At 43.1% G+C, this 21002-nt stretch carries 18 protein-coding genes; 14 read left to right on the plus strand and 4 right to left on the minus strand.

The window, feature by feature from the left end:
- From AC4E96_RS09285 to atpC, 3 genes are all read left to right on the plus strand, one after another.
- A partial coding sequence (locus tag AC4E96_RS09285; protein ID WP_490255617.1) for a hypothetical protein occupies nt 1–492 on the plus strand: 492 nt, incomplete at its 5' end.
- 87 nt (nt 493–579) lie between these two features.
- On the plus strand, nt 580–1431 hold the full coding sequence (locus tag AC4E96_RS09290; protein ID WP_490255618.1) for an aminotransferase class IV: 852 nt from the start codon (nt 580–582) through the stop codon (nt 1429–1431).
- Nucleotides 1432–1509: 78 nt separating this feature from the next.
- A complete protein-coding gene (gene atpC, locus AC4E96_RS09295) occupies nt 1510–1932 on the plus strand; it encodes an ATP synthase F1 subunit epsilon (protein ID WP_490255619.1) in 423 nt (140 codons plus the stop codon).
- Between the two features lie 91 nt (nt 1933–2023).
- Here atpC and AC4E96_RS09300 read toward each other — a convergent pair whose 3' ends face one another.
- The gene (locus AC4E96_RS09300; RefSeq protein ID WP_490255620.1) at nt 2024–3415 is read right to left on the minus strand and encodes a Na+/H+ antiporter NhaC family protein; all 1392 of its coding nucleotides are present in this window, start codon (nt 3413–3415) and stop codon (nt 2024–2026) included.
- Between the two features lie 204 nt (nt 3416–3619).
- Here AC4E96_RS09300 and AC4E96_RS09305 point away from each other — a divergent pair, with 204 nt between their 5' ends.
- Both AC4E96_RS09305 and acnB read left to right on the plus strand, forming a co-directional pair.
- Nucleotides 3620–7573 carry a S8 family serine peptidase gene (locus AC4E96_RS09305; protein ID WP_490255621.1) on the plus strand — a complete coding sequence of 1318 codons (3954 nt, stop codon included), beginning with the start codon at nt 3620–3622 and terminating at the stop codon, nt 7571–7573.
- Between the two features lie 238 nt (nt 7574–7811).
- Nucleotides 7812–10406 carry a bifunctional aconitate hydratase 2/2-methylisocitrate dehydratase gene (acnB, locus tag AC4E96_RS09310; protein WP_490255622.1) on the plus strand — a complete coding sequence of 865 codons (2595 nt, stop codon included), beginning with the start codon at nt 7812–7814 and terminating at the stop codon, nt 10404–10406.
- Between the two features lie 99 nt (nt 10407–10505).
- Here acnB and AC4E96_RS09315 read toward each other — a convergent pair whose 3' ends face one another.
- Nucleotides 10506–11393, minus strand: a complete 888-nt coding sequence (locus tag AC4E96_RS09315; RefSeq protein WP_490255623.1) for a DMT family transporter — start codon at nt 11391–11393, stop codon at nt 10506–10508.
- A gap of 309 nt (nt 11394–11702) precedes the next feature.
- On the opposite strand from AC4E96_RS09315, the gene trmJ reads away from it, so the two are divergent.
- The 9 genes from trmJ (at nt 11703) to fdx (ending at nt 19041) form a co-directional block, all read left to right on the plus strand.
- The gene (gene trmJ, locus AC4E96_RS09320; RefSeq protein WP_490255641.1) at nt 11703–12437 is read left to right on the plus strand and encodes a tRNA (cytosine(32)/uridine(32)-2'-O)-methyltransferase TrmJ; all 735 of its coding nucleotides are present in this window, start codon (nt 11703–11705) and stop codon (nt 12435–12437) included.
- A gap of 20 nt (nt 12438–12457) precedes the next feature.
- Nucleotides 12458–13267, plus strand: coding sequence for a serine O-acetyltransferase (gene cysE, locus AC4E96_RS09325; protein WP_488032438.1), 810 nt, complete (start codon nt 12458–12460; stop codon nt 13265–13267).
- A gap of 226 nt (nt 13268–13493) precedes the next feature.
- On the plus strand, nt 13494–13964 hold the full coding sequence (iscR, locus tag AC4E96_RS09330) for a Fe-S cluster assembly transcriptional regulator IscR (RefSeq protein WP_488032439.1): 471 nt from the start codon (nt 13494–13496) through the stop codon (nt 13962–13964).
- A gap of 44 nt (nt 13965–14008) precedes the next feature.
- Nucleotides 14009–15223 carry an IscS subfamily cysteine desulfurase gene (locus AC4E96_RS09335; RefSeq protein ID WP_490255624.1) on the plus strand — a complete coding sequence of 405 codons (1215 nt, stop codon included), beginning with the start codon at nt 14009–14011 and terminating at the stop codon, nt 15221–15223.
- An 88-nt stretch (nt 15224–15311) separates the two neighbouring features.
- On the plus strand, nt 15312–15695 hold the full coding sequence (gene iscU, locus AC4E96_RS09340; RefSeq protein WP_490255625.1) for a Fe-S cluster assembly scaffold IscU: 384 nt from the start codon (nt 15312–15314) through the stop codon (nt 15693–15695).
- Nucleotides 15696–15794: 99 nt separating this feature from the next.
- Complete coding sequence (gene iscA, locus AC4E96_RS09345) at nt 15795–16118, plus strand: iron-sulfur cluster assembly protein IscA (protein WP_488032442.1); 324 nt, start codon at nt 15795–15797, stop codon at nt 16116–16118.
- A 125-nt stretch (nt 16119–16243) separates the two neighbouring features.
- A complete protein-coding gene (hscB, locus tag AC4E96_RS09350; RefSeq protein ID WP_488032443.1) occupies nt 16244–16762 on the plus strand; it encodes a co-chaperone HscB in 519 nt (172 codons plus the stop codon).
- Nucleotides 16763–16817: 55 nt separating this feature from the next.
- The gene (gene hscA, locus AC4E96_RS09355) at nt 16818–18677 is read left to right on the plus strand and encodes a Fe-S protein assembly chaperone HscA (RefSeq protein WP_490255626.1); all 1860 of its coding nucleotides are present in this window, start codon (nt 16818–16820) and stop codon (nt 18675–18677) included.
- Nucleotides 18678–18702: 25 nt separating this feature from the next.
- Nucleotides 18703–19041: an ISC system 2Fe-2S type ferredoxin gene (fdx, locus tag AC4E96_RS09360; protein WP_488032445.1), complete on the plus strand. Its 339-nt coding sequence runs from the start codon at nt 18703–18705 to the stop codon at nt 19039–19041.
- A 59-nt stretch (nt 19042–19100) separates the two neighbouring features.
- Here the strand turns inward: fdx and AC4E96_RS09365 are convergent, their stop codons facing one another.
- Both AC4E96_RS09365 and AC4E96_RS09370 read right to left on the minus strand, forming a co-directional pair.
- Nucleotides 19101–20330, minus strand: coding sequence for an HDOD domain-containing protein (locus AC4E96_RS09365; RefSeq protein WP_490255627.1), 1230 nt, complete (start codon nt 20328–20330; stop codon nt 19101–19103).
- Nucleotides 20331–20504: 174 nt separating this feature from the next.
- The gene (locus tag AC4E96_RS09370) at nt 20505–21002 is read right to left on the minus strand and encodes a DUF3750 domain-containing protein (RefSeq protein ID WP_490255642.1); all 498 of its coding nucleotides are present in this window, start codon (nt 21000–21002) and stop codon (nt 20505–20507) included.

The following is a 21002-nucleotide window of genomic DNA, read 5'->3' on the forward strand; positions in this document are numbered from 1 at the left end:
ATGCCAGACAGCGGTAAATGTGATGCATTGATTTTCAGCTTAGCTAAGCTAGGTTCAACCGGACATATCTGTTGGAATGATAAAGAGTTAAATGAAGCACTAAAAGCGAAAAGTCAATTAAACCAAGCTCTAAAAGAAGTTGGTGCGGTGCTCGTGTCGAACTTGAGTCCCGCGCAAGCAGCCTACGAAATGGTTGGAGTATCGATGGAAGAAAAACGTGCACTTCGTAAATTAACCACTCAACAACGTCAACAAAACAACCAACAATTGCTGTCGTTAGCTAAGCAGACCGACTTGACTACCGCTATGGTGAGTTTGCGCGCGCCTTATGACTTGGCTGACTACCAAAATCGAGTGAATTACCTGTTCGCGACGATGTCTTATCGCGTCTCAACAGTAGATAGAACGGTTACTTTTGAAGCCCTGGCTAAAGCCTTGCTCGGTCAGTTACAAAATAACGCTCAAATACCGGTAAACATTGATTCTGTTTAACAAGCACAGTTGATATGATGAGCCTATAAATGAATGTATACGTGCCTTACAGGTACTCAGCGATAAATTAAAAGAATACAGAACAAAATGAATACAGTTTTTTTGAATGGCGAGTTTATGCCAGCAGAACAAGCCAAGATTTCTCCAATGGACCGTGGTTTTTTATTCGGAGATGGCGTGTATGAGGTAATACCTTCCTATGCCGGAAAGTATATCGGTTTTTGGCCACATATCGAACGTATGTTTATAGGTTTAGAAACCATAGAAATCGACCTTGGCTATACAGCAACAGAAGTTCGAGATATTTGCGATCGCTTATTAGAAGAAAACGGCCGTGGAAATTTAGGTGTTTATGTTCAAGTATCACGAGGGGTTGAAGCAAAGCGATTTCACGCTTACTCGAATACTTCGACACCGACTCTTTTTATTCATACCTTTGAGATCGCACCACCACCAAGCGTCGAAGATAAAAAGACCTATCGTACAAACATATCACAAGATATGCGTTGGCAGCGCTGTGACATAAAAACCACTTCTTTGTTAGGCAATGTCATGCACTTTCAGCAAGGCATAGCTAATGGTTACGATGAGACTATTTTATTTGATGACAAAGGTGTTATCACTGAAGCCTCAGCGAGTAACGTGTTTATTGTAGAAAGCGGCACGATTAAGACACCAAAGCTCGATAACCACAAATTGGCGGGTGTGACGCGTTTGATGTTGTTAGATATTCTAGAAAAGCACAGTGACTTTAACGTAGAAGAAACAGATATAACCAAAGAACAATTATTGGCCGCTGATGAGGTTTGGCTAACCAGTGCTACTAAGCAAGTTGGGCCTGTAGTGGAAGTCGCAGGTACACCGATTAATAAGGGTGAAATTGGCTCATTGTGGCCGCAAGTTCAAGCCTTATTTTCAGCACATATGTTCAGTGAGTAAGCTTTATAATTGATGGTGGTTGTAGGTATGAACCTACCAACAAGCATTAAACAACAATAAAAAATAGAAGGAGCGACCATGACGGCATCATTAATAGAACTTAATATCGTATCGCCCAACCAGCCTGTTTTTAAAGGTATGGTTAAGTCCATGACAATTATGGGGGGTGAAGGTGAGTTTGGTGTTCAATATGGTCACGCGCCTTTTTTAACATCGATTAAACCGAGTATGCTTAAATACATCGACGATGAAGGAGTCGATGAAGCGGTTTACGTTGCTGGTGGTATCGTTGAGGTACGCCACAATCAGGTGAATGTCATGGCCGACGTTGCTGCGAGGGGCGATCAAATAGATGCGGCTCAAGCACAGCAAGCCAAAGAACAAGCACAAACTCGTTTAAAAGAATGTGATGTCAAAAAGTTTTTAGCTTTGGAATTGGAGTTAATGAAAGCGACTGCTCGATTGCGAGTCGCTAAACATTACATTAATAAGAAGAAGTAAATAAACGACGTTTGCCGAAACGTCTTCCGAAACAAGTGCAATAATCGGCCTAGAAATACTGGCTCAGAAATAAACTCGCAAATGCGCAGGGTTACACCATTAACCCTGCCACAATGTAGAAAACAGCCGTCAAGCCACCCGCCGTCAACGCATAAGGCAACTGGGTTTTTACGTGTTCTAGTAAGTCACACCCTGAAGCCACTGCTGATACGGCCGTTGTATCAGATATTGGCGAGCAATGATCACCAAAGATACCACCACCTAAAATTGCAGCCAGTACCAAAGGTGCGGGTAGTCCCAATTCAACCACCAAAGGCATACCTATTGGCACAAGTAAGGCAAAGGTTCCCCATGACGTCCCGGTCGAAAACGACATTAAGCCACCAGCAATAAACAATAAGGCAGGGACCAAAAATAATGGAATATTGCCAGCAACTAAACTCGCAATGAACTTACCGGTTCCTAACTCTTTTAGGCTTGCGCCAAGTGCTAAGGAAAATAAAACTATGACGACCAAAGGCAACAGTTCATTCATGCCTTTAAAGCCGATAGAGGTCATTTCCTTATGGCTGAAGCCAGCACTAAATATCATCATGAGATAAGCAACTAAACAAGCGAGCGCAGTCGCATACAAAACTGACTTTGAGCCCGACCCGTCGGTAAAATTGCCATTACCCGTTAAAAACATAAAGCCAACCATAGAAACCGACATAATGATTAACGGCACCAACATAAACCTGGGTTTAGATGCTGGAACTTCTAACTCTTTTGAAGAAGACTCAACGGTTACCTTTTGTTGCTCCAACTCTGCCTTTTTCATCGGACCGTGTGTTTTGTCGGCGATGATGGTGTATAGAACGATGGCTAACGTAATAATTGCATAAAAGTTAAGAGGAATAGTTTGAATCAATGTCGACACGGCAGACTCAGGCAGTTCATAACCACTGACTAACCCTAAGACGTAAGCGCCCCAGCCGTTCATTAAGATAAGAATACAAATAGGAGCACTCGTACTATCAATAATGTAGGCCAATCGCGCTCGACTCATTTTGAACTTATCAAATAAGCCTCGAGCTATAATACCCGACATTAATACGCTGAGATTTGACTCAATGAATATCACGACACCTGTCATAAATGGCAACATTCTGGCTCTTCTAGCCGTTCCACTAATGCCTTTTTTTACTAAGTACTCTACGGTAGCTGTTACACCACCTGAGTAGCGCATAAAGCCAAGCAAGGCACCAACTAATAAAGAAAATGTGAGAATTCGGGTATTGCCGCCTGATTCAAAAACACTGATGACACGTTCAATGCCATTGATAGGAAAGGCACCAATGGCACTACCTATAGGAACCAGATTTAAAAGTAATATCAACTCCGAGCAGAATAAGGCGACAAGTAGCGCAAGTATTACTTCTTTTTTCCACAATACGACAACGACAGCAAGAAGCGGCGGAATAACCGTGAGCCAATCTGACACAAATAATCCTTAACTTGATTAGATAAATTTAAATTACCTTATACCATAAAGGCTTAGTGCTCCAAACCTAAATACAGTGGACGGACTCAGTCTTGTGGTCTTTACTAAACTATAACTGGACGGACTCAGTATATTAAGTATTATCGGTTTCGTTATTTTGAAGAATTATTAACGAATTGAATTTATTGCAAAAAGAGCCCCAATATGAACCTTGTTAAGTCACTCGGCGTTACCGCGTTAATTTCTGTTTCTCTTTTTTCAACAGCTCTACTTGCTGTCACTTCAGAATCGTCCTCCGCAAATAATGAGCTATCTCATTTAAGTCCAAAGAACGCTCAGAATGTGTACGGAGTACCTCATCGAAGAAGTGATCAGACGTCTCAACCACTAAACGAATTTATTGTGGTACTCGACTCAGAACCGCTGAGCAAGACTATTCAAAAGAAACACGCCAAGGCCGCAAAAAATGGTCAGGCAAGGGCGGCCGTATTTCAGCAAAGTCTTGCAGTGTTAATGGCAAAAGATTCATTGCGAAAAGAACGAGATAAATTAAAGCCAGCAATGGCCAAAGTGGCCGATGAGCTCTATGTCAGTGCTGAATTTGACACATTGTTAAACGGATATTCAGTGCAAACGACGGCGAGCAAAGATGAGCTTGCAAAAATTCCGGGCATAAAAGCGGTTTACCCAAATGCTAAAGTAAAAGCGACCCTAGAAAACGCGTTACCTATCATTAAAACTCAAGAAAGCTGGTCATTAGTCGGAGGTCAAAGTACGGCAGGACAAGGGATTAGAATTGCAGTTATTGACTCGGGGATCACGCCAGATCATCCAATGTTTAGTGATGCAAATATGTCATCGCCAAGTGGCTTACCCAATGACGATTACTGTTCGTCTAATGCGGGTTTTTGTAACAACAAAATCATCGTTGCTCGTCACTTCTTACCCAGCGATTTTTCATCGAACCCAGATTACGAAAATGAATTTGATTCTCCCAGAGCATATAGTGGCCATGGTACGCATGTCGCGGCTATCGCAGCGGGGCGACAAGTAGAAGCTGATAGTGGTGAGACAATCTCAGGTGTTGCGCCAAAAGCCTATCTTATGGTTTATAAGGCATTATGGGGTGAACAAGGTATAGGTTCGACAGAGGGGTTGATTCAAGCACTGGAGTCTGCTTTTGCTGATGGTGCGGATGTCATAAACAACTCTTACGGTCTTGATAATACAGACAATAGCAGTGGTAGTATTTTTGTTGATGTTTTTAATGAGCTCGAAGCGGCGGGTGTTGTGTTGGTGTCTTCTGCGGGTAATGAAGGCGACCAGGGTAGTAGCACAATTAGCTGTCCTGCTTGTGTCGAAGCTGGGATCGCGGTTGGTTCAACGACAACAGATTTAATTGCGGGATACATTCTTGAGTTCGGTACCAATGATGTACTTTCTCAACCAGGCAACAACTATAAAGTAGGCAATCAGTTCAGTGGAACCGGTAAACTAGCGCAAGATACGGACAACCTCGGGTGTTCTGCTTCGGCATGGAGTGGCGTGTCTTTAACAAATGACATTGCCATCGTGCGAAGGGGGACTTGTACGTTTAGAACAAAAGCACAAGTGGCTCAACAAGCGGGTGCCGCCGCTATGGTGGTGTTTAATAATGTACCGGGACCAAATGTTTTAATGGAGATTGGTGAAGATATTAACTTAACTTCCACCTTTATCTCTCAAGAAGATGGTGCGGCGTTATTGGATTACCTCGATAGCTCTTTAATCGACACGGTCTCGATGCAAGGAAGTCAGTCTAAATCGACAAATGATGCTGCTGCAGATATTGTTTCGGGCTTTAGCTCTTTGGGACCAAATGATGACGATGCTTATATTAAGCCAGATATGTCGGCTCCAGGGGATTTGATTTTGTCAGCGGTCGCGAGTGAAGATCCTCTCACTACAGGTTTAGATTATGGCTACCTCGGTGGTACAAGTATGTCATCACCTATGGTGGCAGGTGCAGCCGCCCTCATTAAACAGCACAGACCTAACTTAACGGCCAAAGACATAAAAGGTATTTTGGTTAATGGTGTTGATAATGGCATTAAAGGTATGGACGGCTCGAGTACTGCAACAGCCTTTGAAACAGGCTCAGGGCGTCTTAATATTCTTAACGCACTTGAGTTAAAGGCGTATTCTACTTCCCCTAATTTAACCAATAACAACTGCCAAGTAACGTGTCGTATTAGTAGCAAATTACGTTCAATCAGTGAAACCACCCAATCTTGGTCGGCCTCTCTGTCATTTAATGATTCAGAACTGACTGGAGAGGTGTTTCCTCAGCAAATTTCCCTAAGCACAAATGGTCAAGAGGCTGAATATGAGGTGTCGGTAAACTTACCATTTAACCAGCCTGTTGGTTGGTATTTTGGTGAATTGGTATGGACAAATACAGACGGTCAAAAAATTGTTCAAGCTATTGCAGTTGCCAATATCGCAACCAACAGTGACAAGTTCACTTTAACTCAGCTAACTGAAAGTGGATCAACGGCAACTTATCGATTGGTCAGTGAAAACTTTACTTCCTCAGGGACTTTGCCAATTAGCTTGGATTTGGTCGGTGGTGCCGAATTTGATACCTCTAGCGTCGTGGTAAGCCCTAACTCTGGTATTACTAACGAAGTCAAAACTGCGCAGCGAGTGAGTTTTGACATTGCGCTACAGCAATCTACCTTTGATACCTTCTCGGATGTGCCATTCCAAATTGATGTTGCTGCACAGTCTAACAATAACAGGGTTGGCTGCGCAGGTGACTGTGATGAATTTTCCGCGGCCTTGTCTTTTGATTATCAGCACATGGGACAGGACTTCTCATCAATTACTATTGGCAGTAATGGGGTTGCCTTTGTTGGTGATAATGTGACTTCTAATGACTCATTCACAACTAATCGTCGTTTACCGTTCAGTGGCAAGCCGGATGGTACGTTGGCCCCGTTTTGGGCTGACTTTGACCTCAAAAATTCAGGCAATGCAAATGATGAAGGTGGCGGTGATATTTTATTTATGACCCACACCCATAACAGTAAGTCTTATTTAGTGGTTCAGTGGGATAAAGTGCGCCTTTACTCGCAAGGCAACTTCAATGCTACCTACTGGGGCGTCTCAGACATTAATGCCGAGTATACCTTTCAGCTCATTATTGAGGAAAACAGTGATAACAAATGGTTTAGGTACCTAAGTATTCCTGAGCAACCTAATTACTACACGATAGGTGTTGAGTCTGCCGATTCTTCTGTTGGTGTAACCTCTTGGTATGACGGCTCGGGAACTATCTCGGCGAGCAATAACTTTAGTTTGCGTTATGACTATACCGCGCCTGGTGAAGTCACTGTGGAGTTTGAGGTAAACGAAAGCAGCAGTATTAATGATGCACTTAGTTTTGCTGTCAATGATTCAGCAAGCGGTAATGAAGATGAAAGTATTGAGGTTGATGCGCTGGCTAATGACCTTACCGGCGACCGCGTTTTATTAATTGCTGGTGTAGAAGATGAGCGAAGAATGGAGCAGCTATTTGAAGGTCGTAGTGACTTTACCCTGGTTGCTTCAAGTGTTCGAGTATCAACGCAAGCCTCTAACGGTACAGCCACAGCCAATACTGATGGCACCATTACTTATCAGCCTGATGCTAACTTTACTGGCAATGACTCCTTTAGATATGAAGTCACTAATTCGAATGGAAGCAAATCAACTGCGAATGTTGCTGTAAACGTAACGCCAGTTAATGATGCTCCTGAAGTCTTAAATTTGAGCGTACCAGCATCAACTGTTGTGGGCCGAACCATCGTACTGAGCGTAGATGCAATTGATGTCGATAGTGATGTTACTTACCAATGGAACTTGCCACAGGGATTTTCATCAGGAACAACCGACGAGTCTGAAATAAGAGTAACGGTTGGATCAAATTCTGCGGCCACTTCAAATGTTTCGGTTGTCGTCTCAGATGGTGAGTTCAGCGTAACGGCTTCTGCCAACATTGTTGTTAACCAATCGTCGACTAGCGGAGGCGGTGGCAGTTCAGGTGGCGGTTCAGTTCCACCTTGGCTTTTGGTGAGTGTGTTGGCAATTATGAGTGTCCGACGAGCGCGGGACTATCTAAACAGTAAACCTTCGTGAATGAACATTTTATCATCAATTTAAGCATTGCCACTTGGTTTGGAGACTAAGTGGCAATTTTTATTGTCGGTTATCACTGTTATTTATACTGGAAATACAAGTAAATATTCAGCAAGTTATTTCTTTTAGTCATTGAGAGCACTATAATTGGCCGCTTTCTGACTTTCATGTCTATAGTTATTTCACTTTAGCAGTCGCAAAGCAGAAATAACGCCACAAAAAATAAGAGGACATTATTGTGCTTCAAGAATATCGCAAACACGTTGAAGAACGCGCCGCACAGGGCGTTGTTCCTAAGCCATTGGACGCAGCACAAGTTGCGGACTTGGTAGAACTAATTAAAAACCCGCCAGCGGGTGAAGAAGAATTCATTTTAGACCTATTAACAAATCGCGTACCTCCTGGTGTAGACGATGCAGCTTATGTTAAAGCTGGCTTTTTAGCAGCTGTTGCTAAAGGTGAAGCGACGTCTCCAATCCTAAGTGCAGAAAAAGCGACTGAATTATTAGGTACAATGCTTGGTGGCTACAACATCGAGCCAATGATCCAGCTACTAGACAATGCTGATCTTGCTAGCACAGCGGCCGAAGGCCTTAAGAAAACATTGTTAATGTTTGATGCTTTCTTCGATGTAAAAGAAAAAGCAGACGCAGGTAATGCAAAAGCGAAAGAAGTGATGGAGTCATGGGCGAACGCTGAGTGGTTCCTTAACAAGCCAAAAGTTGCAGAAAAAATCACTGTTAAAGTATTTAAAGTAACTGGCGAAACAAACACTGATGATTTATCTCCTGCACCAGATGCATGGTCTCGTCCTGATATTCCTCTGCACGCAACAGCGATGCTTAAAATGGAACGTGAAGGCATCAACCCTGATCAGCCAGGCACAGTAGGTCCAATCAAGCAAATCGAAGAATTACAACAAGACGGCATTCCACTAGCATACGTTGGTGACGTTGTTGGTACTGGTTCTTCTCGTAAGTCTGCAACGAACTCAGTTCTTTGGTTCATGGGTGAAGAAATCCCATTTGTACCAAACAAAAAAGCTGGTGGTGTTTGTTTAGGTGGTAAAATTGCTCCAATCTTCTACAACACAATGGAAGACTCTGGTGCACTACCAATCGAATTAGACGTTCAAAAAATGAACATGGGCGACGTAATTGATATCTTCCCTTACGAAGGTGTAGTTAAGCGCTCTGGTACTGACGAAGTCATCTCTACTTTCGAATTATCAAAAGTTTTATTAGACGAAGTACGCGCTGGTGGCCGTATTCCTCTAATCATCGGTCGTGGTTTAACAACTCGTGCCCGTGAAGCGCTTGGCCTTGAAGCAACAGATATCTTTGCACTTCCAACTGACACTGCAGAATCTTCAAAAGGCTACACACTAGCTCAGAAGATGGTTGGTAAAGCATGTGGCGTAGAAGGCGTTCGTGCTGGTCAGTACTGTGAACCTAAGATGACGACAGTTGGTTCTCAGGATACAACAGGTCCTATGACACGTGACGAACTTAAAGACTTAGCATGTCTTGGTTTCCAAGCTGACTTAACCATGCAGTCTTTCTGTCACACCTCTGCTTATCCTAAGCCGGTTGACGTTAACACGCACCACACACTACCTGATTTCATCATGAACCGTGGCGGTGTATCACTTCGCCCAGGTGACGGTGTTATCCACTCTTGGTTAAACCGTATGTTGTTACCAGACACAGTAGGTACTGGTGGTGACTCACATACTCGTTTCCCTCTAGGTATCTCATTCCCAGCAGGTTCTGGTCTAGTTGCATTCGCAGCAGCAACAGGCGTTATGCCTCTTGATATGCCTGAGTCAGTATTGGTTCGTTTTAAAGGTGAAATGCAACCAGGTATCACTTTACGTGATCTTGTACACGCTATCCCTTACTACGGTATCAAAGAAGGTCTATTGACTGTTGAGAAAGCAGGTAAGATCAACGAATTCTCTGGTCGTGTACTAGAAATCGAAGGCCTTAAAGGTCTAACGGTTGAGCAAGCATTCGAACTATCTGACGCATCAGCTGAGCGTTCAGCTGCTGGTTGTACAATCAAGATGGACGAAGACGCAGTTGCTGAGTACCTTAACTCAAACATCGTTATGCTTAAGTGGATGATCTCTGAAGGTTACGGCGATGTTCGTACTATTGAGCGTCGTATCACAGCGATGGAAGAGTGGTTAGCGAACCCATCTCTAATGGAAGCGGACGCAGATGCAGAATACGCACACGTTCTAGAAATCGACCTAAACGACATCAAAGAGCCAATCGTATGTTGTCCAAACGACCCAGACGATGCGAAATTATTGTCTGACGTTGCTGGTACTGGCATCGACGAAGTATTTATCGGTTCTTGTATGACTAACATCGGTCACTTCCGTGCAGCTGGTAAGCTTATGGAAAACTACGGTGGTGTATTACCAACTCGTACTTGGGTTGCGCCTCCAACTAAGATGGACCGTGACCAGTTAACAGAAGAAGGTTACTACTTCACATATGGTAAAGCGGGCGTTCGTATCGAAACTCCAGGCTGTTCACTATGTATGGGTAACCAAGCACGTGTTGCTGATGGTGCGACTGTACTTTCAACTTCTACACGTAACTTCCCGAACCGCCTAGGTACTGGTGCAAACGTATACCTAACTTCTGCTGAGCTAGCTGCGGCTGGCGCAATCATGGGCAAAATCCCAACAGTTGCAGAATACATGGAATACGCGAAGCACATCGACACTACAGCGGCCGATACGTACCGTTACTTAAACTTCCACCAAATGAAGCAGTACACGGACAAAGCGGAAAAAGTTATCGTTCAACAAGCAGTTTAATCTGCAACGAGCATTAACTTAAACGTTGAAATAAAAGGGCTGATTTATCAGCCCTTTTTTGTGTCTAGGGTTATATTCAAAAACAAAGGTATTGTAGGGCTAAGTCCGTTTTTGACTTAGTTGCTGAAACAACAAAGCCCCGACAATTACAAACAGACCGATGACGGTCGCAATATAAATTTGTTCGCCCCTGATGTAATAAAGTAAAACAAGAGAAATAAAGGGAGAAAGAAAGATCAGATTAGCAATTACTGACGTGTTAGTTGTTAATTTCATCGCTTTAGACCAGAACAAAAACGTAATACCCATTTCAAACAAACCTATATAAATAACCGCACTGCCTGCAACCCAATTGAGCTTAGAAAAATCAAACTGAGTGCCGACAAATAACCATAATATTAACGTCGCAATGCAAAAATTGATGGTTAATGAGACGGTAGAGTCCGTTAGGTTTTTGGTATTAAATATCCAAAATCCAGACCATATAAATGTCGAAAGCAATGCCAAGCCAACACCTGCAGCACTATCAAATTCGACATTAAATATTTGTCCTTTTGTTGCGATAATAAATACGCCTAAATAGCCTAAGCAGCAAGCAACCGCGTCACGCCATGAAACAGGTTGTTTGAGTACAACGGCCGATAAAATTGTTAACGAAATTGCCCAAGTATAATTAATAGGCTGAGCCTGAGATCCTGGCAGTAAGTTGTAGGCGCCGAACAACACTAAATAATACCCAACCGGATTAATTAGGGAGGATAAGAGGTAATAGCCCGGGCGATTCATTAACTCAAGTTTACAACGGTAAAGTTTGCTTTGAGAGACACAGACCGCCAGTAATGCAACGGCCGAACTCGTGCATGCAAAGAGCAGTAACTCGTAAGGTGCCAGATAGTCTAAGGCGATTTTAAAAGCCGTTGCAACGGTTGACCATAACAAGACAGCAGTCATCGCCCAAACATAAGGGTTTTGTTTCAAAGACGTCACGTTTACTCGTTTTAATTATTTAGTAAAAGAAACAGTGTATTTAAAAGTGGATGAAAGCGACAAATGAGAATTTCTATTTAATTCTTTGAAATAATTTATAGCAAATGACCGTGCTACCGTATACCAGGAGCAGGCATTGTGAATATGCGCACCCTAAAGGGAAGCGCCGATGAAAAAATAAAACGTTGCTCTTTTAGGGCGGTAACTCTAATTTTGGCATTAATATGAGTTATCTCCATTCAATCTCTATAGCGGTTTGTGCTAAACTTCGCCGCATTACCCACTTTTACCAAGTTATAAAGATCAAAGATCATGTTAGATAACGTTAGAATCGTATTAGTAAATACCTCTCATACTGGCAACATAGGATCAGTTTGTCGTGCTATGAAAACAATGGGATTGTCAGACTTAGTGTTAGTCGATCCTGTTCAAGAGCCTGATAGCCACGCTTCAGCTCTAGCTGCAGGTGCGACAGACATCTTAGGTAGCGCCAAAATTGTACCTGAGCTTAAAGATGCCATCGCTGACTGTCAGCTGACTATTGCTACAAGCGCACGTTCTCGAACGTTGTCATGGCCAATGCTTGAGCCGCGTGAGTGCGGTAAAAAGGTGGTTGAAGAAGGTCAAAATTCTAAGGTGGCTTTGGTTTTTGGTCGTGAAAATTCAGGACTGACCAACGAAGAGCTACAACAATGTCAGTTCCACGTTCATATCCCTTCTAACCCTGAATACAGCTCGCTTAACTTAGCGATGGCAGTTCAAACTTTGTGTTATGAAATTCGCATGCATTTCTTAGATAGCCAGCAAGCACAATTTGAACCTAGCGATGTTGAATATCCGAACAGCGAACAGTTGGATGGATTTTATACTCACTTAGAACAAGCTCTGACAAAAACAGGTTTTATTGTGAAACAACACCCAGGGCAAGTGATGGCCAAGCTTCGCCGCCTGTTCAATCGAGCTCGCCCTGAATCACACGAACTCAACATTTTACGTGGTGTTTTGGCGTCAATTGAAAAAGACGCAGGTAATACCAAAGACTAACCAAGAGACTCTTACCTCCTATGTTTGAACGAATCAAAGAAGATATCAAAAGTGTGTATGCAAGGGACCCTGCTGCGCGAAGCAACATGGAAATCTTATTTAATTACCCTGGATTACATGCCATCTGGTGTCAGCGTTTGAGTCATCGTTTGTGGAATGCGAACTGGAAATGGTTAGCGCGTTTTGTGTCTACTATTGCACGTTGGGTAACCGGTGTTGAAATTCACCCAGGGGCTCAAATAGGCCGTCGATTTTTCATTGACCACGGCATGGGTGTGGTTATTGGCGAGACTGCCGAAATTGGTGATGATGTCACGGTTTATCACGGTGTCACCCTTGGTGGAACAAGCTGGAACGGCGGCAAGCGTCACCCGACTTTAGCCGACGGTGTCGTTGTTGGTGCCGGAGCAAAGATCCTAGGACCAATTTTAATTAACAAAAATGCCCGCGTTGGCTCTAACTCTGTAGTAGTAAAAGAAGTTCCAGAGGGCGCAACGGTTGTTGGCATACCTGGTCGAATCGTCACGAAAGCCGAGCCAGACAAACACGAAAAACGCAGCAAAATTGCCGAAAAATATGGCTTTGATGCTTATGCGGTTTCACCTGATAACCCAGATCCGGTTGCTAGTGCCATTGGTCGTATGGTTGATCACATCTCCATCATGGATGAAAAAATCGCCTCTTTGTGTACAGAAGTATGCAAGATGGGTGGTGACGTCTGTGACAAAGCGTTACCAGAAATTGATCTGGAAGACGACTTCAAAGTGGCTGAACAAGCCGCAGCCAAGCAGCGAGAAGCTGGAATGGCTGGTTTCGATCCTAAAATTTAACGAAAGTTACGGTCTTAAAACACCCTGTCCGCAAATGTGGACAGGGTACTTATAGTTAAATGACATGAACTATTAGAAAAACTCATAATAACCTACTAAAATAGTCAGGTATTAATACTTGACTATTTTACTCAGGTTTGTACAATGCGCAGCCATAGAAAAGTAAGACGAAATCACGCTATTGCGCAGTGTTTATACGGTTTAGCTGGCTCAAGAAGGAATCGAAATGAAACTTTCATCTAAAGGTCGATACGCAGTAACTGCGATGTTAGATGTAGCATTACATGCATCGGATGGACCTGTGCCTCTAATGGACATCTCAGAACGCCAAGGGATATCCCTATCCTATCTAGAGCAGCTATTTGCCAAATTAAGAAAAAGCCAACTCGTCAACAGTGTTCGCGGCCCAGGTGGCGGCTACTTTTTAGGCCGTGCAGCTGATGAAATCTCAATCAATGAGGTGATTGCCGCCGTTGATGAAAGCGTTGATGCGACAAAGTGTGCGGGACAAGCTAACTGCCAAGGCGGTTCGCGTTGTTTAACACACAAACTGTGGGCCAACCTCAGTGATCGTATAGAGAGCTTTTTAAGTAACATTACACTTGGCGAGCTTGTTGAACAAAAAGACGTAAAACGAATCGCCGAGCGCCAGGACGCCGATAATAAGTCGATTCGCTTTATCGCCGATAGCCTATAAATTTTTAACTATTGTTCTACCAACAATAGAGTGCGGAGACATAAATGAAGCTACCTATTTACCTAGATTATGCTGCAACAACACCGGTTGATCCTCGTGTTGCTAAAGCAATGACAGATTGTTTAACGATGGACGGCACGTTCGGTAACCCTGCGTCGCGTTCTCACCGTTATGGCTGGCAAGCAGAAGAGCTTGTAGACATCGCTCGTAACAACATCGCAGAGCTAGTTAATGCAGACCCTCGTGAAATCGTTTTCACATCAGGTGCAACAGAATCAAATAACTTAGCAATTAAAGGTGCAGCGAACTTTTATGCTAAGAAAGGTAAGCACATCATTACCGCCAAAACCGAACACAAAGCCGTACTAGATACATGTCGTGAACTAGAGCGTCAAGGCTTTGAAGTTACTTACTTAGACGTTCAAGCTAACGGTTTGGTTGACTTAAACGTATTAGAAAGCGCGATGCGTGAAGACACTGTTTTAGTATCAATCATGCACGTAAACAACGAAATTGGCGTAAGACAAGACATCGCCAAAATCGGTGAAATGTGTCGCGAACGCAAAATCATTTTCCACGTAGATGCAGCACAAAGCGCAGGTAAAATTCCTGTCGATTTAGCAGAGTTAAAAGTCGACTTAATGTCTTTCTCAGCACACAAGATGTACGGCCCTAAAGGTATCGGTGCCCTGTATGTTCGCCGTAAGCCACGCATTCGCTTAGAAGCGCAAATGCACGGTGGTGGTCATGAGCGTGGTTTCCGCTCTGGTACTTTGCCTGTTCACCAAATCGTAGGTATGGGTGAAGCGGCTCGTATCGCCAAAGAAGACATGGAAAAAGATACACAGCACATCATCGCGCTTCGCGATCGTTTGTGGGCCGGTATTAAAGACATCGAAGAAACTTACATCAACGGTGACATGGAACAACGCTTCCCTGGTATCTTTAATGTGAGCTTCAACTTTGTCGAAGGTGAGAGCCTTATCATGGCGCTTAAAGACATGGCGGTATCATCTGGTTCTGCGTGTACTTCAGCAAGTCTTGAGCCTTCGTACGTATTACGTGCATTAGGTTTGTCTGACGAATTAGCACACAGCTCAATTCGTTTCAGCATAGGTCGTTTCACGACTGAAGAAGACATCGATCACGTTGTTGGTCAAGTAAACAATGCTATCGACAAGTTACGTGAAATGTCACCGCTTTGGGAAATGTTTAAAGACGGCGTAGACCTTTCAAAGATTGAGTGGGCTGGCCACTAATAAATTATTTAGTCGCCGTGTTTTACATCAACGTGGCGACCAACAACAAACACTAAATTGACCGTAAGAAGCGGTTGAGGAGCTAAAAATGGCTTATAGCGATAAAGTAATTGATCATTATGAGAACCCACGTAACGTTGGTTCATTTGACAAAAACGATCCAAGCGTAGCAACAGGTATGGTCGGTGCACCAGCTTGTGGTGACGTAATGAAGTTACAACTTAAAATTGATGAATCTGGCATTATCGAAGATGCTAAATTTAAAACATACGGTTGTGGTTCTGCGATTGCCTCTTCTTCTCTTGTTACAGAGTGGGTAAAAGGCAAGTCAATCGATGAAGCTCAAAAGCTAAGCAACACTGAAATTGCAGAAGAGCTAGCGCTTCCACCAGTTAAAATTCACTGTTCAATTTTGGCTGAAGATGCGATTAAAGCAGCAATCGAAGATTATAAAACGAAGAAAGGCGACTAGTCCGCCTAGCGCGAGTATTCGCGCTTTTTCGTTTCAAGGCTCTGATAAAATGAGCCTTTTAAGTTCGTTATTTTAGATAAAAATTAAGGCAGTAGTTTAATGGCCATTAGCTTAACTGACGCAGCAGCAGACAGAGTAAGAACATTTTTGGAAAACCGTGGTAAAGGCTTGGGCTTGCGCCTTGGAGTAAAAACAACAGGGTGTTCTGGTCTGGCGTATGTTTTGGAGTTTGTAGATGAACTTCAAGAAGGCGATGAAGTTTTCGAGCACAATGGCGTTAAAGTTATTATTGATGCAAAAAGCCTTGTGTACCTAGACGGCACGCAATTGGATTTTGTAAAAAATGGCCTAAATGAAGGATTCGAATTTAAAAACCCGAATCAAAAAGACGAATGCGGTTGTGGCGAAAGTTTCACTGTTTAAAGTTTCGTGACACGACTAAAATAAGGCCATCAATTTTGTATGGCCTTTTTGTTTTTAATCTAGAGTTAAAAACCAGAATTAAAAACCAGGGTTAAACGGCCTCTCAACAAAGGTAAGGATCACAAGTGCGATATTTTGAGTTATTCGATTTACCAATTCAATTTGAAGTAGATACTCAATTACTCGTTGAGCGTTTTCGTACGATTCAAAAGCAAGTTCATCCGGATAAATTTGCCAATGCCAGTGAACAGCAAAAGTTACTTGCAGTGCAACAAGCATCAGAAATAAATGATGCTTATGAGACATTAAAAGCGCCACTCACACGCGCTGAGTATATGGTTGCAGAGCACGGCTTTGATGTTCGTCACGAGCAAGAGACAATCAAAGATGGCATGTTTTTGATGCAACAAATGGAGTTGCGCGAAGAACTAGAAGATGCCGAAGGTGCGTCTGACCCGGAAGCCGCACTCGATGATTTTTTCGATGACGTAAAACGCCTAATCCAAGAATACACTGATGAGTTTGTCCAGCGCTTTGAAGCAGAGCAATTCGCTGAGGCAGCAATGGCGGTTAAAAAACTACGTTTTATGTACAAATTAAAAGACGAAGGCCAAGCTTTAGAAGACAAGCTTCTGGATTTTTAGCATTTACTTGACCGAGTAATTAACTCACCTGCAAATCAATGGGAAATAGCTCATTATGGCATTATTACAAATAGCAGAACCAGGTCAGAGTACCAACCCTCACGAGCATAAATTAGCTGTGGGTATCGATTTGGGTACGACCAATTCACTTGTCGCATCAGTACGCAGTGGTTTACCAGACGTATTACCAGATGTAGATGGCAACAAGTCTTTGCCATCTGCCGTTCAATATTTAGATAACGGCGTAGAAGTTGGTTTACAAGCCAAACTGAACGCCTCGTTAGACCCTGAAAATACTATCGTATCAGTAAAGCGATTCTTAGGTCGTGGCTTAAAGGATATCAACGAATTATACGGCGATTTACCATATCAGTTTGTTGAAAAAGAACACACGGTTAACATTCAAACCCGCCAAGGTGAGAAAAACCCTATCCAAGTATCCGCTGAGATTTTAAATAAACTTCATCAGCGAGCAACGGCTACTTTAGGAGATGCGTTACAAGGGGCGGTGATTACGGTTCCTGCTTATTTTGATGATGCTCAACGTCATGGCACAAAAGACGCCGCTGAAATAGCTGGTATTAAAGTTCTCCGTCTCATCAATGAGCCAACAGCGGCAGCTATTGCTTATGGCCTAGACTCTGGCAAAGAAGGTGTTATTGCGGTTTATGACTTAGGCGGTGGTACTTTCGATATCTCCATTTTACGTTTGAACAAAGGTGTCTTTGAAGTCTTGTCTACTGGTGGCGACTCAGCATTAGGCGGTGATGATTTTGACCGTGCAATCGTTAAGTTATTACTAAAAAAAGCCAATATTACAGAGCGTTTGAGCAATTCTAGCCTACGTAAAATGTACGACTTAGGTCGCCAACTAAAAGAAGCCTTAACAGATCAAGACGAAGTAGAATTTAAAGTCGAATTGTCAGAAACGACGGTTTCAGGCGTTTTAACGCGAAGCGAGTTTGAAGCTGAAGTCGAAGACCTTGTTAAGAAGACACTACGCAGTTGTCGACGTGCGGTAAAAGACGCGGACGTAGAAATTGACGATATCATGGAAGTGGTCATGGTTGGCGGCTCGACTAGAGTGCCGTTGGTCCGTGAGCGCGTTGAAGGTTTCTTTGGTCGTGAACCACTAACATCGATTAACCCAGATGAAGTCGTCGCAATCGGTGCGGCCATTCAAGCAGACTTATTAGTGGGAAACAAGCCTGACTCAGATATGTTGTTGCTTGATGTAACGCCGCTGTCATTGGGGCTCGAGACGATGGGGGGCTTGGTAGAAAAAGTCATTCCACGTAATACCACTATTCCTGTGGCACGTGCGCAAGAGTTTACCACCTATAAAGATGGTCAAACGATGATGGCTATTCATGTGCTTCAGGGTGAACGTGAAATGGTGGATGACTGTCGCAGCCTAGCGCGATTTGTTCTAAAAGGAATTCCTCCGATGACGGCTGGTATCGCAGTTATTCGCGTGACCTTTAAAATTGACGCAGATGGCCTTCTTAGCGTGTCGGCAATGGAGAAGTCGACAGGCGTTGAGGCGTCAATTCAAGTTAAGCCTTCATACGGCCTCGAGCAAAATGAAATTGCTGAGATGATCAAAGCATCAATGACTAATGCGAAAGAAGACATGCAAGCTAGAATGTTAGCAGAACAACGTGTTGATGCGATTCGCATTATTGAAGCTATTGAAATGGCAATGGAAGAGAACCCTGAGCTATTACCTGATGCAGAGCGTGTTAAAATTAACGAAGCGATTGCTAATCTGCGTACAGCGACACAAAACGAAGACGGTGATGCCATCAAAGCAAACATAAAAGCGCTTGATGACACCAGCCAGCCATTTGCGGCAAGACGAATGGAAAACAGCATAAAACAAGCGCTGACAGGTCAGTCTGTCAGTGATGTCTAACCCAGAGAATTAAAGAGTATTTAATATGCCACAGATTATATTTTTACCGCATGAAGAGCTGTGCCCAGATGGCGCGGTATTAGAAGGCGAAAAAGGGGAATCGGTTTTAAACGTAGCCCTTAAAAACGACATCGGTATTGAGCATGCGTGTGAAAAAGTATGTGCATGTACGACGTGCCACGTTGTTATTCGCGAAGGTTTTGATTCGATGGACGAAGCCGATGAGCTTGAAGAAGACATGCTAGATAAAGCTTGGGGCCTAGAAGCCGAATCTCGCTTAAGTTGCCAAGCAATTATCAAAGATGAAGATATCGTCGTTGAAATTCCAAAATACAGCCTAAACCACGCAAAAGAGAACCATTAGTTTTCAATAGGTTTGGACAAGTCTTATTAAGCCCATTTACGCAAGTGAATGGGCTTTTTTTATTCCATAAATTGACGTAAGTCTAGCTGTTTGACGTTGTGTTTGAGCAGGTCATTAATTGTTGTTTTATCTAGATAAGCACCGTAGAGATAGGGCCGGGTATGATCGGCACTAAACTGTCTGCTTTCTTTGAGCATAATAAATTTTGAAAAGTGTATCGCTTGACGTAGGACCTGTCCAAAAAGTGAACGCTGTGTCATCGGAGTTCGTTGGTTTTCTTGCACTAAAGCTTCTCGTACATGCGGTAGTTGCTGCCAATTGATACTTTTAATAACCTGACTGCTAAAGTGCGTTGCATTTTGAACAAAGACTTCTGCTAGTACAACTGGGTGGGCTTTTACGTCAGGTGCAACAAAGTACATGTCCATGGCATTCTTGTCTCTTAAATCCACCATAAAATCATGTTTAGTTTGATTAAATACATCATCAAACATATTAAGAATGGCCATATGGCCAAGCATAGCTGCACCTGCTAATACAAAGCCTTGAATCGGCTCTCTATACCCAGCGCGTTTAAGAAGGTGGTTTGCAACATTTCCCGCAGTAACAACAAATGACCACAGCTTATCATTAGACAGAGGAAAATGAGTCGTCTTGAGGTTTAGCCTACGCCGGACCGACAATAATGTTATCACCGCTTTGGCACCATTGATTCCCAAAAAACCAACAGCTTCACGGCCTTTAATAGCTTGTTTGGGAGCCTGGCGGCCAAGGGTTTTACAAAAGCTTTCGTCATTGACCATACGGGTTAGGTCCGCTTCTAAGCCTGGAATAGCACAGACACCGGACCAAATTTTATTATAGGTGACAGAAGCACTAAAGAGCACCTCATAAAGGAAGCTGATTTCCTCTGGCACTTTTAGATTTTTTGTGATGACTTTATCTATGTCTTTGGTTTCGATTTGTAGGCGTTTAAACAACCTAGATTGAAAGATTTTATTGACCTTAATCAGTAGGTCTTTTTGATCTTGAAGCTTTTTGACTCGAGCCTCTTGCCCTTTAAGTTCGATATCAAGGAGCTCTCGCTCATTGCTTTTTTCTTGAGTGATTTTTTGATCAATGGCCATGATATCTGATTCCATGCCAAAGATGTTCGAACTCAGCGGGTTGGTAATTTTTCGGCTGACCAACCAACGGTTGAACCGATTATTTACGACCTCAGTGACAGACTGGAATTGAGCTAAGGCTTCGGGTTCAAAGTTCAGTCCATTCAAAAGGTCTTGGTTCATATCTCTCATCTAAATCAATTTATAATAAAAAGGTTTAGACCAGAAAATGGGATTTGTATAGTCGGGGGATTGGACCTGTTAAGATTCTTCGGCTGTTTATTACTAGTCGTAAAAGGCCTAACGCAATAATGACATTAAATTATTAATTTGGCCTTCAACCATCAATAAATAAAGTCATTCAGCATAGCCACTGCCGATAGCTCTAAACGGCATTTCTAAATTAAGCTCAGGCACTTGTAGACCGATCCAAGCAGGGAAAGTATTAGAGTTAGGACCAGGAAATAAAGTGTATTCGTTTTTCCACGGGTAGGCTTTAACGGCACTGAGCACTTGAGGGATCAATTGTTCAGCTTTATCTCCTTTGAGCGACAAAAACTTTTCTGGTTTTGCGCCATACCAATAACGATCGGGCGTTGTTGTTTTATATTCTTTTAGTGCCGGAAGTCCACGCTTAACCCGCCAGCCAACGACTTCAAAGACAGTGTATTCTGTCGCATTTTTCTCTTTAATGGCTACCCAAGTATGAACGGCAAACCAGCCTCTCCAACTAAACGCATCAGCGGCATAAAACTCTATGACTGCGTCAGACTCTTTGTCTGGGTGCGCTGCAATTCCTGCAGGCTCTCTACTTGTTTCATACCACTTTTGTGACGTACAGCCACTGAGAAACAT

The sequence above is a fragment of the Psychrosphaera sp. genome (assembly GCF_982872775.1).

Excerpts from the sequence above, each read along its gene's own strand:
- AC4E96_RS09290 (WP_490255618.1), top strand. The coding sequence starts at position 580 with ATGAATACAGTTTTTTTGAATGGCGAGTTTATGCCAGCAGAACAAGCC.
- AC4E96_RS09370 (WP_490255642.1), bottom strand. The coding sequence starts at position 21,002 with ATGTTTCTCAGTGGCTGTACGTCACAAAAGTGGTATGAAACAAGTAGA.
- iscR (WP_488032439.1), top strand. The coding sequence starts at position 13,494 with ATGAAACTTTCATCTAAAGGTCGATACGCAGTAACTGCGATGTTAGAT.
- fdx (WP_488032445.1), top strand. The coding sequence starts at position 18,703 with ATGCCACAGATTATATTTTTACCGCATGAAGAGCTGTGCCCAGATGGC.
- iscA (WP_488032442.1), top strand. The coding sequence starts at position 15,795 with ATGGCCATTAGCTTAACTGACGCAGCAGCAGACAGAGTAAGAACATTT.
- AC4E96_RS09305 (WP_490255621.1), top strand. The coding sequence starts at position 3,620 with ATGAACCTTGTTAAGTCACTCGGCGTTACCGCGTTAATTTCTGTTTCT.
- hscA (WP_490255626.1), top strand. The coding sequence starts at position 16,818 with ATGGCATTATTACAAATAGCAGAACCAGGTCAGAGTACCAACCCTCAC.
- iscU (WP_490255625.1), top strand. The coding sequence starts at position 15,312 with ATGGCTTATAGCGATAAAGTAATTGATCATTATGAGAACCCACGTAAC.
- atpC (WP_490255619.1), top strand. The coding sequence starts at position 1,510 with ATGACGGCATCATTAATAGAACTTAATATCGTATCGCCCAACCAGCCT.
- AC4E96_RS09335 (WP_490255624.1), top strand. The coding sequence starts at position 14,009 with ATGAAGCTACCTATTTACCTAGATTATGCTGCAACAACACCGGTTGAT.
- AC4E96_RS09365 (WP_490255627.1), bottom strand. The coding sequence starts at position 20,330 with ATGAACCAAGACCTTTTGAATGGACTGAACTTTGAACCCGAAGCCTTA.
- cysE (WP_488032438.1), top strand. The coding sequence starts at position 12,458 with ATGTTTGAACGAATCAAAGAAGATATCAAAAGTGTGTATGCAAGGGAC.